Annotated in this window: 13 protein-coding genes; 8 read left to right on the top strand and 5 right to left on the bottom strand. The window is 69.5% G+C overall.

What is annotated here, in order from left to right:
- The 4 genes from FVS66_RS12270 to FVS66_RS12255 form a co-directional block, all read right to left on the bottom strand.
- The coding region (locus tag FVS66_RS12270; protein ID WP_149181179.1) for an IS630 family transposase at positions 1-929 on the bottom strand (929 nt) is incomplete at its 3' end.
- A gap of 898 nt (positions 930-1,827) precedes the next feature.
- Complete coding sequence (locus tag FVS66_RS12265; protein WP_149181171.1) at positions 1,828-2,181, bottom strand: hypothetical protein; 354 nt, start codon at positions 2,179-2,181, stop codon at positions 1,828-1,830.
- Positions 2,182-2,185: 4 nt separating this feature from the next.
- Positions 2,186-2,794 carry a GNAT family N-acetyltransferase gene (locus tag FVS66_RS12260; RefSeq protein WP_262386952.1) on the bottom strand — a complete coding sequence of 203 codons (609 nt, stop codon included), beginning with the start codon at positions 2,792-2,794 and terminating at the stop codon, positions 2,186-2,188.
- Positions 2,795-2,817: 23 nt separating this feature from the next.
- Complete coding sequence (locus FVS66_RS12255; protein ID WP_222946924.1) at positions 2,818-4,257, bottom strand: hypothetical protein; 1,440 nt, start codon at positions 4,255-4,257, stop codon at positions 2,818-2,820.
- Positions 4,258-4,612: 355 nt separating this feature from the next.
- Between FVS66_RS12255 and FVS66_RS12250 the strand changes: the two genes are divergently transcribed.
- The 6 genes from FVS66_RS12250 (at position 4,613) to alaS (ending at position 11,060) form a co-directional block, all read left to right on the top strand.
- A complete protein-coding gene (locus FVS66_RS12250; RefSeq protein WP_149181168.1) occupies positions 4,613-5,443 on the top strand; it encodes an aspartyl/asparaginyl beta-hydroxylase domain-containing protein in 831 nt (276 codons plus the stop codon).
- Positions 5,444-5,484: 41 nt separating this feature from the next.
- Complete coding sequence (locus tag FVS66_RS12245; RefSeq protein ID WP_149181167.1) at positions 5,485-6,357, top strand: hypothetical protein; 873 nt, start codon at positions 5,485-5,487, stop codon at positions 6,355-6,357.
- The gene (locus FVS66_RS12240) at positions 6,354-6,962 is read left to right on the top strand and encodes an LOG family protein (RefSeq protein WP_187645494.1); all 609 of its coding nucleotides are present in this window, start codon (positions 6,354-6,356) and stop codon (positions 6,960-6,962) included. The genes FVS66_RS12245 and FVS66_RS12240 overlap by 4 nt, the downstream gene beginning before the upstream one ends.
- Entirely contained in the window at positions 6,959-7,513 is a 555-nt protein-coding gene (locus tag FVS66_RS12235; protein ID WP_149181165.1) for a phosphoribosyltransferase family protein, read from the top strand. The genes FVS66_RS12240 and FVS66_RS12235 overlap by 4 nt, the downstream gene beginning before the upstream one ends.
- Positions 7,510-8,163 (top strand): HAD family hydrolase, encoded by a 654-nt coding sequence (locus tag FVS66_RS12230; protein ID WP_262386951.1) that lies wholly within the window; start codon positions 7,510-7,512, stop codon positions 8,161-8,163. Before FVS66_RS12235 ends, FVS66_RS12230 begins: the two co-directional genes overlap by 4 nt.
- 242 nt (positions 8,164-8,405) lie before the next feature.
- Positions 8,406-11,060 (top strand): alanine--tRNA ligase, encoded by a 2,655-nt coding sequence (alaS, locus tag FVS66_RS12225; protein ID WP_149181163.1) that lies wholly within the window; start codon positions 8,406-8,408, stop codon positions 11,058-11,060.
- 43 nt (positions 11,061-11,103) lie between these two features.
- Here alaS and FVS66_RS12220 read toward each other — a convergent pair whose 3' ends face one another.
- A complete protein-coding gene (locus tag FVS66_RS12220; RefSeq protein WP_149181161.1) occupies positions 11,104-11,646 on the bottom strand; it encodes an N-acetyltransferase in 543 nt (180 codons plus the stop codon).
- 301 nt (positions 11,647-11,947) lie between these two features.
- On the opposite strand from FVS66_RS12220, the gene FVS66_RS12215 reads away from it, so the two are divergent.
- On the top strand, positions 11,948-12,673 hold the full coding sequence (locus FVS66_RS12215) for a hypothetical protein (RefSeq protein ID WP_149181159.1): 726 nt from the start codon (positions 11,948-11,950) through the stop codon (positions 12,671-12,673).
- Positions 12,674-12,714: 41 nt separating this feature from the next.
- Positions 12,715-13,938, top strand: coding sequence for an ISAs1 family transposase (locus tag FVS66_RS12210; RefSeq protein WP_149181103.1), 1,224 nt, complete (start codon positions 12,715-12,717; stop codon positions 13,936-13,938).
- The last annotated feature ends 16 nt before the right edge of the window (positions 13,939-13,954 follow it).

Here is a 13,954-nt window from a genome sequence, read left to right as displayed (position 1 = left end):
GGCTGACGCTGGCGTCGGCGGAAGAAGCGGCGGGTCTCGGCGGCGAGTTCGGCCTGGTCACGGGCTCGGTGCTGCCGGGGCAGGCTGTGCTTGAGGTCGGCGTTGACCAGCTCGTCGGGGTTCAGCTCTGGCGAGTACGGCGGCAGGAAGTGCAGTTCGACGTCGTCGGGGTGGGCGGCGAGCCAGTCGCGGACCCTCTTGGAGCGGTGGGCGGAGTGCCCGTCGACCACGAGGTGGACCTTGTGGTCGAAGTGGCCGGCGAGCCGGTCCAGGAAGCGGCACATCACCTCGGCGGTGAAGCTCTCGGTGAAGACCATGAAGTGCATCCGGCCCTTGGTGCTGATCGCCGACATCGCGTTCACCGAGAACCGGTTCCCGCTCCGCCGCACCACGGGCGTCTTCCCCTTCTCGCCCCAGGTGCGGCCGGTGACCTGATCCGAGCGGATGCCGACCTGGTCGGCGAAGAGGATCTCACCGCCTTCGGCCTTCGCCTTCGCACGGATCTTCGGCCAGGTCTCCTGATGCCAGCGCGCCACCGCCTCCGGGTCCTGCTCGACGGCCCGCTTGTCCGGACGCTGGAAGGACAGCCCCCACCGCTTCAGGTACTTGCCCACCCCCGGTTCGGTCAGCCGCACCCGGTACAGCTTCGCGATCAGCTCACCCACCAGCCGCCGCGTCCACAACTGCCCACTCACCCCCACGTCGCAGGGCCGGTGGTCGAGGACCGCCTGCCGTACTGCGGCCTGCTCGGCCTCCCCGAGGACCTGGTGCACCCCGACCGGCTTGCCCCGCGGCTGCATGACCAGCGCCTCCCGTCCGCCGGCCTGCCACTTCGCCCACCACCCGTCGACCGCCTTCAGCGACACCCCGAAGACCGCCGCCACGTCCTCACGGTCCCGGCCCGCCACCAACGCGGCCACCGCCCGCAGCCGCAGGGCCTCCTGCGCCGACGGCGACAGATGCCGCGCGTCCCCCACCAGATCGCTCACACCCCACCAACGACCCAGAACCCAAACCGTTTCGGATCAATATGAACAGGGCGGCTGTGGAGGTAGAGGAGCACAGCCCAGGGCAGTCAGCCCTGCACTGGCCGACAAAGCCCGAGGCACCACGCGCCTTCACCCCGTCGAGCAGTTGCAACACGTCCGGTGGCAGGACCCTCGCCCTCGGAAGAGCTACTTGCCCACGTCCCGTAGAGCAACCAGCCAGTCACCAGAACAGCGCATTGGCGCTTTTCGTGTGACCCCAAAGGGTGCCGGATTGGCGTTCCCGCTGACGGTAGGGGGAGGATGCGGCATCGGGAACTCCCGCCCACTGGTGGAGATTTGCGCCGGAGGTGGGGTATCGGAGCGTTCCGTGTTCCCGTAAAGCTCCCGCACGGCGACGGGGAGCCCCAGCGCTGCACCCTAGCTTGGCGGCACGGTGCAGCTGGGGGGCTCCCCAGGACCGCGCAGGAGGTCCTATCCGAGCCCTGTCGAAAGGACGGATTTTGAATCCTGAAGCGGCAACAACCGACCGTACCGCAGTTAGTACAGCAAGCGGCGTCGCAGCCCGCCTTGAGCGCGCTGGCCAGTGGTTTCCCGGGCTGGTGGCCCTACTGGCGATGACTGCTGTACTCCTGATGGTCGCTCTTGGCGAGACAGAACAGATCCCCGCAGTCGCATGGCTCGGGGGCTCCGTGTTTGCCGGAGGCACGGTCGCCAGCACGGTCCTTACCGTGACGGTTCACATCCGTCGGTAACAGAAGATCGTGGAGTGCCCCGGTCGCGCAGGCCGGGGCACAGCCATGCCGATAGCCGGACGGTTTACTGGCGACGTAGGAGCTTGCTACGGCCGTCGATGACGGCCGCCCCTCCGTCCGGCGGGCGAAGCCGCCTCAACGGGAACGACACGTGACGCCGTCCGAGCAGGCTCGTCGTCGAGGAGGAGGGATCGCCAGACCCGCTGTTGTAGTTCCTGGATACACGGGCCGCAGGCGTACATCGGCGCCTGTGCACCGGCCACGCTCGCCGGTCCGATCCACAGGACGCGGGTCGACTGCTGTCCGCAGTAGAGCCAGCAGAGACCGTCGACCCAGTGGTTGCCGTCGTCGGTGGCCGGCGGGTCGGGCAGGCCGCCGCGCGCGAATTCGGCGATGCCGGGGATCACCAGATGGTGCTGTAAGCCCGCCTCGGTGATCACCGGCTCACCTCTCCTGTCCGCGGTCCGTGTCAGGCGAGACAGGGGACGGCCGACTCCCGGTGTCCACGCCTTCGATCGGCATCCACTCGTGCTCCAAGATCGAGTACGTGATCGAGTCCCGCCACGCTCCGCGGACGAACACGTGGTCGCGAATCCGGCCGTCCTCGGTCATACCCGCCCGCAGCAGGGTTCGCGCGGACACTTCGTTGAGAGGTGAGCGGGCCGCCCAGATGCGGTGGAGACCAAGCGCCTGGAAGCCGAGCGCGCACAGCAGGTGGACGGTTTCCGTCCCCAGACCCTTGCCCCACGCAGCCGGGTGCAGGGCGAATCCGATAGTGGCTGCCTGCTGCGGTTCGGTCGCCAAGCGCGCGTAGCCGATCAGCTGGTGCTCGCCGCGTCGGGTGATGGCGAGGCAGTACTCGGTCCTGGGCATGTCCGTGGCGGAGGCGATGGAACGATCGACGATCGCCTGGACCTGTTCGGGGGTGCGGGGCTCGAAGCTGAGGTGCCGGGTGGCCTCGGCATCGCCGTAGATGGCCAGGAGGGCGTCGGTGTCCTCAGGCTCGACTTCACGCAGGGCCAGCCGGGGGCCGGCCAGGTGGACTGGGGTCATGGGCGCGGAGCCTACCTGCGGGTTCATCGGACGAGGACGGAGGTCGGGGTGGCGGTGAAGGCTTCGATCTCCTCGCGCAGATCGGCCGCCACGCCGCCGCTTCGGCGCCCGTCGGCGTGCAGCGCGGCGTGGACTCGCTGGGCGCTGCTCGTGATGCCGAAGTTCCGCTGCTCGATGGGGAGGTCGAGCACGGGTCGTACGGCCTCGATGGCGCCCTCGATCTCGCCGCGGGCGATGCGGGCGAGGGCGAGGTCGGTCTGTGCGCCGGCCTCGTCGCCGAAGGCCCACTCGTCCTCGGCGGCGTCTCGGTACGCGGTGACGGCGGCCTCCGACCGGGTCTCCCCGAGCGCGGGTTCGTCGCCGAGGTGCACGGTGGCCTCGGCGACGTAGTACAGCTGCCGGGGTACGGGGAAGGTCATGATGCCGCCGAAGGCGTCGAGGTCGTCGGGTTCGACGGCCGCGCGGGCGTCCTCGGCCTGCTGGATGGCGGTGCGGGTCGCGTCGGCGTCGCCGATCAGGGCGTGGGCACGGGCGGAGAGACAGGCGAGCCAGACGCCGGTCGTGCCACGGACATTGCCGGCGACGTTCTGGCCGAGGGTGGCGTAGTCGGCGGCCTCGGCGGGGCGGCCGGCCCAGTAGGAGATGAGCGACTGCAGGGAGCGGACCCAGGCGCGCATGGCGTGGTGGTCGGCGTTGTCGGCGCACACGAAGGCGGTGCGGGCCTGCATCATGGCGGCGCTCGGGTTGCCCAGGTCGTGGCTGGCCTTGGCGAGCATGCCGGAGGTGATCCCGGCGAGCAGGTACAGCTCGCGGGCCTGCAGGGGCTTGACCCGGCCGTGCTCCAGGAGCCGGAAGGTGAGGTCCTGCACCTCGACCAGGTCGCCGAGCAGCGTCGGCAGAGCCAGCCTCGGGTACGCGGCGGTGAGCCGCCGCACTTCGTCATGGATCTGGCCCAGGGTCTCCGGGCCGATGCTGCTGCCCTCCGCCATCGCGGTGAACCGAAGCGCACGACGAGCCGCCATCGCGACCTGCCTTTCCAATTCCGTTGTGCCCGCGTCGAAGCGGGGCTCGCTGCTGAACGGGCCGCCGACAGGCAGTGCCGCTGCCTGCTCGGTGGGGAGGAGGACAGGGGCCGGCCGTGGCGGCGGGACGACGAGCGGGGGATCGGCCGCGGGCGCGGTCGGTGATGCGGCCTGCGGCGCGGGAGCGAGAAGGAGATCGACGCCGACGTCGAACATCGCTTCCAGTACCCGGCACTGGTCGGGGTAGGGGCGGGTCTTCACCGCGCCGCCGTACCAGCGCTCGAACTGCCGCTTCGAGACCGACAGGCCCCGGAGCCGGGGATCGTTCTCGTGCTCGGCGATCGAGCTCGCCGTTGCTTCGAACCGGAGGCGGAAGGTGTCGTAGACCTGCCAGTGCCGCCGGAGCGTCAAGACCCGTAAGAGCGTGGGAGTTTCAGCCACGGCAGATCCTCTCCGTCCCCGTTCGTCTCCACCCGACGATAGCCGCGTCGGATCGGCAGGAAACCCGTTCGGCGGCTCCCCGACCGAGATGACGGCGGCCATGACGGTGGTCATGACGCACGACCGACATCGACCGGGTCGCCGGCCATCCCGGGAGTGCGGTGCCATGACGGCGGCGACGTCGTATCCATGCCTCACCGCCCACCCCCATGCTGAACGCCACTTCGCCGTACGTGTACTTCCGGCGGCGGAGCGTGAGATCGGGAGCTGTCTCAGCGGCTCTGGCCGATCGCCCCATCCAGCACCACGTGCCCGTCGGCCCGTTCATGAGCGGGCCGACGACGGGAGGGAACTGATGGACACCCTGACCGCCCTTGCCGGGCAGATCGCCCAGCTCGACGCCGTCGACTCCGCTCAGCTGGAGCGGATGCGCCACGAGGCCCTGACGGCCCCGGCACCTTGGAAGGAGGAGTACAGCGCCTACCAGTCCGGGGGCTGGTGGACGACCTCGCTCATGAACGCCTCTGGTGACGCAGCCGACGTGACGATCGGCGACTGCGAGGCCCGGCCGACCGACCTGCTGGCGCAGATGCCGGCCACCGCCGCCCTGCTGACCGAACTCGGCCTGAACTACATGTGGGTGCGGCTCGCCCGGCTGGAGGCCAACGCCTTCCTGTGGGAGCACCGCGACTACGACGAGCTCGACCAGGTCGAGCGGCACCGGCTGCACATCCCCCTGCACACCAACACGTCGGCGTTCCTAGTCACCGGCGGCACCAAGGTGCACATGACCGGCGGGCGAGTCTGGCGGCTGACGCCGACGTACGCCCACGGGGTGTGCAACCTGCTGGGGCCGGACCGGATCCACCTGATCGCCGACGTGTACGCCGACGACGCCTACCGGCGCCTCGCCCGACGGCCCACGCTCAACCCCGGCTCCGCCGAACCGCTGGCCTCGGCCGACCAGACGGTGCTCGCCGAACGACTTCAGGCCGCCCGTGGCATGGCCGGTCTCGGCTACACCGACGCAGCCGAGCGGATGCTCCTGCGGCTCTTCTACACCTACGCCTTGCCCGAGGGCGCGGTCTACGACCTGATCGCCGAGCTGCACACCTCGCTCGGCGACGAGGAGGCCGCCACGCGCTGGACGTCGGCCAAGCGCCGCCTCCTCGCCCTCACGGCCTGACCGCCACGGCCCACACGCTGAAATCCGATCGGAGGACGCACGTGCCCACCCTGCACCTGGCGGAACTCACCTTCGCCAACCGCCCGTTCCAGCTCCCGCTGCTGTCCCGGCTCGCCGACATCCTGGCCACCTCGCCGGCGGTCACGCACCTGATGGTGCGTGGGTCGCTGGCCCACGGCACCGCCGACCGCCTCTCGGACGTCGACTTCGTCGTCGGCGTCCAGGACGCCGACCTTCCCTCGTTCGTCGAGGCCCTGGACGACCTGATGTCCATCGAGGCCGGCGCCCTGCTGCCCGGCTGGCGCGACACGATCGTCGCCGACCTCGGCGGCGTCGGCATGGTCTTCCTCGTCCCGGACGAAGGACACCTGCACCAGATCGACCTCTACCTCGCGCCCGCCTCGCGCATCCCACACCTTCGGGCGACGGTCGCCACCGCGTTACTCCTCGACCGCGAGCCGGCCATCGCCCCTGCCGAGGGAACAGCGGCTGCCGAGCGGTTCGCGGCCGAGTTCCTCGCCCGGCCCCGTACGTGCACCGAGCTGCTCATCGAGCACATGGTGCTGGCCGTGCTGCTGCACAAGCGCATCAAGCGCGGCCAGCGGTTCGTCGCCTACTCCGAGTGGCACCGCCTCCACACCGCGACAAAGGACCTGATCAAGACGGCTCTGGCACCCACCTCGCGGTTCTGGGGCTGGTACCAGCTGCGCGAGGAGATCGCCGTCACCCCGATCGGCCGGGCCTGCCTCAGCGACCTGGAAGCGGCGATCAGCGGACCGGCCATCCCCCTCGCCGCCGACGTCGACGCGGCCGTCGAACGGACGCTCTCCCTCGTCGAACGGGCCTGCCCCGAGGCGCTGAGCGGACTGGAGAGCCCGATCGCCGCGTACCGCACCTACCTGGAGCTGATGTGAACGCGCTCCACCTCGCAGGCCCGGCCTCCGACCGGGCCCGCGAGGGCCTGACCGCCGTCTTCTTCGGCGGGGTCCGCCCCGCCTCCGGCGAGGAGGAAAAGCTGGCCGAGGAAATCGGCCAGGCCCTGGCCCAAGCCGGATACCAGCTCCTGCACGGCGGCTACAACGGCCTCATGGAAGCCGCCGCGCGCGGGGCCGCCGCCGAAGGAGCCCTGGTCACCGCAGTGACCCTGATCAGCAAGCACGACGAGTGGGGCCCGTTCAACCCGCACGCCACCACGTCCGTCCACCTGCCCGACCTCGGCACCCGGCTCAACCACTACCTGGACCACGCCGACCTCGTCGTCGCCATGGGCGGAGGCATCGGCACCCTCCACGAGCTGACCGCCGCCATGTACTACGCGACCACCATCCGGCCCGTACCGATCTTCCTCGCCGGGCCGACCGCCCTGCGCCTGCTCGCCTTCCTGCGCGAGGAGAAGTGGCTGTACGAGACCCCCACCCGGCCCCTCGGATTCCTCAGCACCACCGAGTCCGCCGACATCTTCCGCGACCGCCTCGCCGCTCTCGACACGTCCGACACGGCACCGAACGGAGGAGCATGACCACCAGCACCCGGCTGCCCGACCTCACCGTCCGGCTCGCCGAAACCGCCCTCGTCACGGCCCCCTTCCACCTCGCCGACGGCGCGAGGCTCGACAGCTACTTCGACGAGTACCGTCTGGCCGCCGACCCCGAGCTCCTGCGCGACACCGCCGCAGCCATGGCCACCCTCGTCCCCAGCAATGCCCAGCTCCTCGCCGGCATCGAACTCGGCGGCGTCCCCCTCGTCGTCGCCCTGTCCGCCGCCACCGGCCTGCCCGCCGTCTTCGTGCGCCGCCGCCCGAAGGGATACGGCTCCCGACGGCAGATCGAAGGCGCGCCCTTCACCGGCCGACGGACGGTTCTCGTCGACGACGTGGTCCGCTCCGGCGGACAACTGCTCGCCATGGCCCGCATCCTGCGGATCGCCGGTGCACCGGTCAGCGACGCACTGTGCGTCCTTGAGCGACCGCTCGGCGGCAGAACGCTGCTGACCGAGCACAACATCACCCTCCACTCCCTGCTCACCGAGGCCGACCTGCCGGAATCGCCTCGGAGGGGTGATCCCGCGTGAAGCGGGCCGTGCTGTTCGACCTCGACGGCGTCCTGGTCGACAGCCGCCACGCCCAACTCGCCACCCTGGCGGGCTTCGCGACCTCCGCCCTCGGCCGACGCGTCACCGTCGCCAACCTTCCGGCCGGGGCCGCGACCACCCCGCGCGAGCACATCCTCGCCGAACTCGGCTACGCAGGAGCGATCAACCAGGACAGCTGGGACGCGGCGACGGCCACCGCGACCCTCAGCGCCGAGGTGTTCCCGTTCGTGGCCGACACGCTCGCCGCGCTCCGCGCCGCCGACGTCGCCACCGGCATCGTGACCCTGCGAAGCCGCCAGCGGGTCGACTGGCTTCTGCCACCCGCCGTCCTGAACCTGGTCGATGTCGTCGTCTGCTACGAGGATGCGGCACCCAAGCCCGCGCCGGACGGCCTCCTGCTCGCCCTCGACAAGCTCGGCGTGTCACCCGGCGACGCCGTGTTCGTCGGCGACATGGCGTCCGACATGCACGCGGCCCGCGCGGCCGGCGTGACGCCGATCGGTTCCGGCTGGGGCTTCTCCGACCCGGCGGCGCTCACCCGGGCCGGCGCAGCCGTCGTACTCCCCCACACCGACGACCTCGCCGGAACGCTGCTGTCCCTGACAGGCGCCAGGCGGCGGGGCGCATAAATCCAAGTGATCTTGACTCCGGACCCGCTACGCTGGGTGGCGCAGTCGCAGCGGACCGTTGCGTCCGGTGTCGGCTGCGCCACCTCAAGCGACGGATCTGGAGTCATGGTCTACACCGTGGGGGCGCGAGCTATCTGCGTCGAGCTGGAGAACTGAGAACCTCTCAGTCCCTGTTCTCGGCCCGGCTCGGCGTGTGATCGACCCACATCTCTCCACGACTCTTCCGTGAGGGCCACACCACCATGCGCTCGACGCAGATCCGCTCCACCTTCCTGGACTTCTTCACCTCGCGCGGCCACCGCCAGGTCCCGTCCAGCCCGCTCATTCCCTCCGATCCGACCCTGCTGCTCGCCAACGCCGGCATGAACCAGTTCAAGCCGTACTTCCTGGGCGAGGTCACCCCGGAGTTCCCCCGCGCCACCACCATCCAGAAGTGCGCCCGCACCTCCGACATCGACAACGTCGGCCGGACCAACCGGCACGCCACATTCTTCGAGATGATGGGCAACTTCTCCTTCGGCGACTACTTCAAGGCCGACGCCATCGCCTTCGCCTGGGAACTCCTCACCCAGGGCTACAACTTGGAGAAGGACCGCCTCTGGATCACCGTCTACCAGGACGACAACGAGGCCGAGCAGCTCTGGCGGAAAATCGGCGTCCCCGCCGAGCGCATCCAGCGCCTGGGCATGGAGGACAACTTCTGGTCCATGGGCGTCCCCGGACCCTGCGGACCGTGCTCGGAGGTCAATTACGACCGGGGGCCGGCCTTCGGCCGCGAGGGCGGACCGGCCGTCGACGGCGAGCGGTACGTGGAGATCTGGAACCTCGTCTTCATGCAGTCCCAGCGCGGCGAGGGCGACAAGAAGGGCGGCTTCCCGATCCTCGGCGACCTCGCCCAGCAGAGCATCGACACCGGCCTCGGCCTCGACCGCCTCGCCGCGATCCTCCAGGACGTCGAGAACGTCTGCGGCACCGACCTCCTGCGGCCCACCCTCATGACCGTCCAGGAACTCGCCGGCCGGGACTACCCCGGCAGCGGCGAGGAGAAGGTCTCCTTCCAAGTCGTCACGGAGCACGCCCGCTCCATCGCCTACCTGATCGCCGACGGAGTCCTGCCCGCCAAGGACGGCCGCGGCTACGTCCTGCGCCGCCTGATGCGCCGCGCGATCCGCCACGCCCGCCTCCTCGGCATCGACCAGCCCGTCCTCGCCCCGGCCACCGCCAGCGTCATCGCCAACCTCGGCGGCGTCTGGCCCGAGCTGACCGCCCAGGCCGCCCTCATCGAGCAGGTCGTCACCGCCGAAGAGGAGTCCTTCACCCGCACCCTCGCCCAGGGCACACGGCTCCTGAACGCCGCCATCACCCGCAGCCGCGAGAACCGGTCCACGACCCTGACCGGCGAGACCGCCTTCGAGCTGCACGACACCTTCGGCTTCCCCGTCGAGCTGACCGTCGAAGCCGCCCGCGACGCCGGCCTGACCGTCGACGAAGACCGCTTCGCCGACCTGCTCACCGAACAGCAGCGACGCGCCAAGGCCGGCGGAAAGGCCAAGACCGCCCAGGCGCTGCGCCGCCAGGACGCCTACCGCGAGCTGTCCGCCCGCCACGGCCGTACCGACTTCGTCGGCTACGACCGCCTCGACACCGAAGCCACCGTCCTCGGCCTCATCTCCGACGGCACCGTCGTACCCGGCGCCGACCAGGGCAGCACCCTCGAACTGGTCCTGGACCGCAGCCCGTTCTATGCCGAATCCGGCGGCCAGGTAGGCGACACCGGCACCATCCGCACCGCCGACGGAACCCTCCTGGAAGTCCTGGACACCAAGCCTGGCCTGGAAGGCTTCCACGTCCACACCGTACGCGTCGCCGAAGGCGAGATCCGCACCGGAGAGCAGGCCGAGGCCCTCGTGGACGGCGCCCGTCGCGAGGCCGTCGCCCGCTCCCACTCCGCCACCCACGTCCTGCACGCCATGCTCCGCCGCACACTCGGCGACCACGCCCGCCAGCACGGCTCCCTCGTCGACGCCGGCCGCCTCCGCTTCGACTTCGCCCACTTCTCCGCCGTCGACCGCACCCAGCTCGCCGCCATCGAGAACCTCGTCAACGACAGCCTCCTCGCCGACCCCGAGCTACGCGTCTGGCACGCCTCACGCGCCGAAGCCGAGGCCGCCGGAGCCACCGCCCTCTTCGGCGAGAAGTACGGCGACCACGTCCGCATCGTCGACATCGGCGACTTCTCCCGCGAACTCTGCGGAGGCACCCACATCGGCCACGGCTCCAACGCCGGCCCCGTCCGCATCCTCGGCGAAGCCTCCATCGGCTCCAACCTCCGCCGCATCGAAGCCCTCACCGGCCGCGACGCCCTCGACTACTACGACACCGAACGCCGCCTCCTCGAAGAACTCTCCACCCTCCTCGGCACCCGCCCCCAAGACGCCCCCGACGCCCTCCGCAAGCGCCTCGACGCCCTCGCCTCCGCCGAGCGGGAACTCGGCCGCCTCCGCGAGGCCGAGCTGCAAGACCGCGCCCAGCAGCTCGCCGCCTCCGCCCGCACGGTCGCCGGTGGTCGCGTCGTCGCCGAGAAGGTGACCGGCCTCGGCCCGAACGAGCTCCGCACGCTCGCCCAGCACACCGCCAGCCTCCTCGGCGCCGGCCACGCCGTCGTCGTCCTCGGCACCGAGCACCAGGGCAAGGCCCTCCTGGCCGCCGCGGTCACCCGCAGCCTCCACGACATCGGCACCGACGCCAGCCGCATCCTCATCCCGGCCGCACGTACGGTCGGCGGCGGAGCCGGAGGCAAGGGCCCCGTCGCCAGCGCCGGCGGCCGCCGCACCGAAGCCCTCGACGAGGCCCTCACGATCGCCGCCCAGGACGCCGCCCGCGCCCTCGCCCAGTAGCCGCGACTGCCGGTGCCACCACAGGCGGCACCGGCAGTCCGTGTCACAGCCCGTATCCGCCTGGCACCAGTTCTTTCAAGAGCACCACGCTCTCGTAGTTCGTGACGCTCCACCGCCAGGACCCGACTGACACGTACCCGCGCCTGCGATACCAGCCGACCAGATCGACCGCCTCGGCCGACGTGTCGATCACCACCTGCGCCGACCCGAGCACGGCAATTCGTTCCTCCGCCAAGGCCAGAAGGCGCTGCCCGAGCCCCGTCCCGCGGTACTCCGGGGCCACAGCCAGCTGCCAGAACGACCCCGCACCCGCCGGAGCGGGATACCCCTCAGGTAGGGAGTACGGAGCCTTTACTGTCACCGACCCCACAAGCTCCGCGCCTCGGGCAGCGAGCCAGCACTCCCCCCTCCGTACTCGACGCTCGGTGTCCTGCACCGACTGATACGAGGCGAAGAAGACTCGGCTGGCCTCCGCGTGATCAGCGTAGGAGCGATGAAGCAAGGCAGTCAGCTCTTCCACGGAGTCACCGACGATAAGCCGTCTCACCTGCACATCGCTGGTCAGCGAGCTTGCCGCGTCCGCCATGGCTCACCACCCTTCGTGTCCCATATTGGGCAAACAACGCAGATGTGACACCTCGAGGTCGCCGAGAGGGTCCGGCAAGGCCATGCACTCTGTCCAGCGCCTGAAGGGCCTCACATCTGCGGCGACGCCCACGCTTGGCCTGACCTCCAGAACGGCCTCGTCGGCCATGATCGCAGCCCTGGAAACCTCTCGCCCCTGACCCAGGACGAGTAGAAGCCGGGCAAAGGCGAAAACACTTATGGGATCAGTAGTAGACGTGCCAGACTGAGTGTGCTTGTGACTTCCAAGGAGCCGCTTCATCATGTCGCAAAACATCTCACCGTGCCCAATGCCTCATGCCCATAGGCGACTCCTGGATTGCCACGCCCAATGGCACAGTTTGCAAGATTCCTATTTCGGGCCTGAAGAATTCCGTCTGGCATTGAACTCGTTCCTTCAGACCCATCGGAGCGTAACGTCACTCCTTCTCAAATACAAGGCGACGCTTACAGGGTTTCAGGAGTGGTTCACGCAGTTTGCGGAAGGCGCCGCCAAGAGCGACATTATGCGGTGGGCAAAAAAGTCACGCAATCGGATCGTTCACGAATCCGATCTGGAGCTTCACAGCTCTTGCCGGGTGGTCTGGATTGGAGATTGGTACAGCAGACTAGAGGTGGTCGCGAATTTTCCGCCTCGGATGACCATAAGTGAAATCATTGAAGCCATCCTCCATTCAAGAGGAATGCCACCCTTTGGCACCATCACCGTCAACCGGCGATGGATCGACAAAGAACTACCTTCATGGGAATTGCTAGAGGCCACGGCCGATTCCTACATGGAGCTCAACCGCTTGCTCCGCACCGGCCATCTTGCGGCAGGCATCGGAGAATGCGATCTGACTTCTGACCATGAGGAAGAGTGCATCACCTCAGAACTACCGAATCTATCCGGCCACATGACCTGCATGCACTCTGCGCGCTCCAGGCGTGATGCGTGCTCGGATCTTGGACGGGGGCAGGGGAACGTCGAAGGGCGCGGCCCGTCATGATCATGTGATTCCACTCGCAAGATCGTGAAGGCCGCGCCCGTATGCCATCCTGCCCGACCCTGCCCACCTCTCGTCAACTCGCCGATCAACTCGGCGTCGGGGTCGGGGAGTTGTGCACGCCCGCGAAACTCCCCTCGCTCCTGGAGGCGGTCGACGCCGTGCCCGACCCGCGTTCTGTGCACCTGGTCACGCACCCCCTCCCGATGCTGCTCGGCCTGGTGGCCTGCGCCCTGCTGTGCGGGGCGCGCTCGGTGCGCGGTGTGATCCGCTGGGCGAACGGTCAGGGCGCCGGCATCCTGGCCGCACTCGAAGTCCCCGACGGTGATCCGGCGCAGTTGCCGGTGGCCACCACGCTCACCCGCACCCTTGCCCGGATCGACGCCGACGCACTCGATGCGGCCGTCGGCACCTTCGTACAGACCCACGCCGCCGACCCGCTGGCCGGAATCGCGGGAGATCCGCCCCTGCTGCAGCTGGCCGCGGACGGCAAGACGGTTCGCGGCGCCCGCGACGCCGACGGCCTGCAGCTTCACCTGCTCGGCGTCTACCAGGTCGATCCCGGCGTGATGCTCGCCCAGCGCGAGATGCGCCACAAGCCCCACGAGACCGTGCACTTCACCGCCGCCCTCGACCTGATCGCCGACATCACCGGGGCGATCGTGACCGCCGACGCCCTGCACACGGTGGCCGATCACGCCCGCTACCTGCACCGACGCGGCGCCTTCGGACTCTTCCCGGTCAAGGAGAACCGCGCCGCCCTGTTCGCCCGGCTCGACGCGCTCGACTGGGACGAGACCACGAACCCGCAGATCAGCATGGTCCGTACCGAGGAGACCAACAGCGGCCGCCACGAGACCCGCATCGTCCGCGTCCAGGCACTGGAAGACGGCCAGGTCAACTTCCCGCACGCCACCCATGCCCTGCTGGTGGAGCGGTACACCACCGGCCGGGGCGACGGAAAGACCCACGCGGACGCCGAACTCGGCATCACCACCGCACCTGTCCAGACCGCCGACGCGGCCATCCTCGCCCGCTGCGTGAGAGACCAATGGGCCATCGAATCCCAGCACTTCATCAGAGACGTGACCTTCGGAGAGGACGCCTGTCGGGCCCGCACCGGCAGTCTGCCCCGAGCCCTCGCCACCTTCCGCAGCCTGGCGATCAGCCTCGCCCACCTCGCCGGATGGAAGAACAACGCCGCCGCACACGACCACTACCGCAACCACCCGGCCGACGCTCTACGCGAACTCGGTCTCACGGGCTGAGCACGCATCACACCTG

The sequence above is a fragment of the Streptomyces sp. TRM49041 genome (assembly GCF_008271805.1).
GTDB lineage: Bacteria > Actinomycetota > Actinomycetes > Streptomycetales > Streptomycetaceae > Streptomyces.
Note: the sequence above shows the minus strand (reverse complement) of the source record. Positions and strands in the feature narration are given on the sequence as shown.

Bases quoted from the DNA above. Each gene is read 5' to 3' on its own strand.
- FVS66_RS12215 (WP_149181159.1), top strand. From the start codon at position 11,948: ATGTCGCAAAACATCTCACCGTGCCCAATGCCTCATGCCCATAGGCGA.
- FVS66_RS12220 (WP_149181161.1), bottom strand. From the start codon at position 11,646: ATGGCGGACGCGGCAAGCTCGCTGACCAGCGATGTGCAGGTGAGACGG.
- FVS66_RS12235 (WP_149181165.1), top strand. From the start codon at position 6,959: ATGACCACCAGCACCCGGCTGCCCGACCTCACCGTCCGGCTCGCCGAA.
- FVS66_RS12260 (WP_262386952.1), bottom strand. From the start codon at position 2,794: ATGACCCCAGTCCACCTGGCCGGCCCCCGGCTGGCCCTGCGTGAAGTC.
- FVS66_RS12250 (WP_149181168.1), top strand. From the start codon at position 4,613: ATGGACACCCTGACCGCCCTTGCCGGGCAGATCGCCCAGCTCGACGCC.
- FVS66_RS12210 (WP_149181103.1), top strand. From the start codon at position 12,715: ATGCCATCCTGCCCGACCCTGCCCACCTCTCGTCAACTCGCCGATCAA.
- alaS (WP_149181163.1), top strand. From the start codon at position 8,406: ATGCGCTCGACGCAGATCCGCTCCACCTTCCTGGACTTCTTCACCTCG.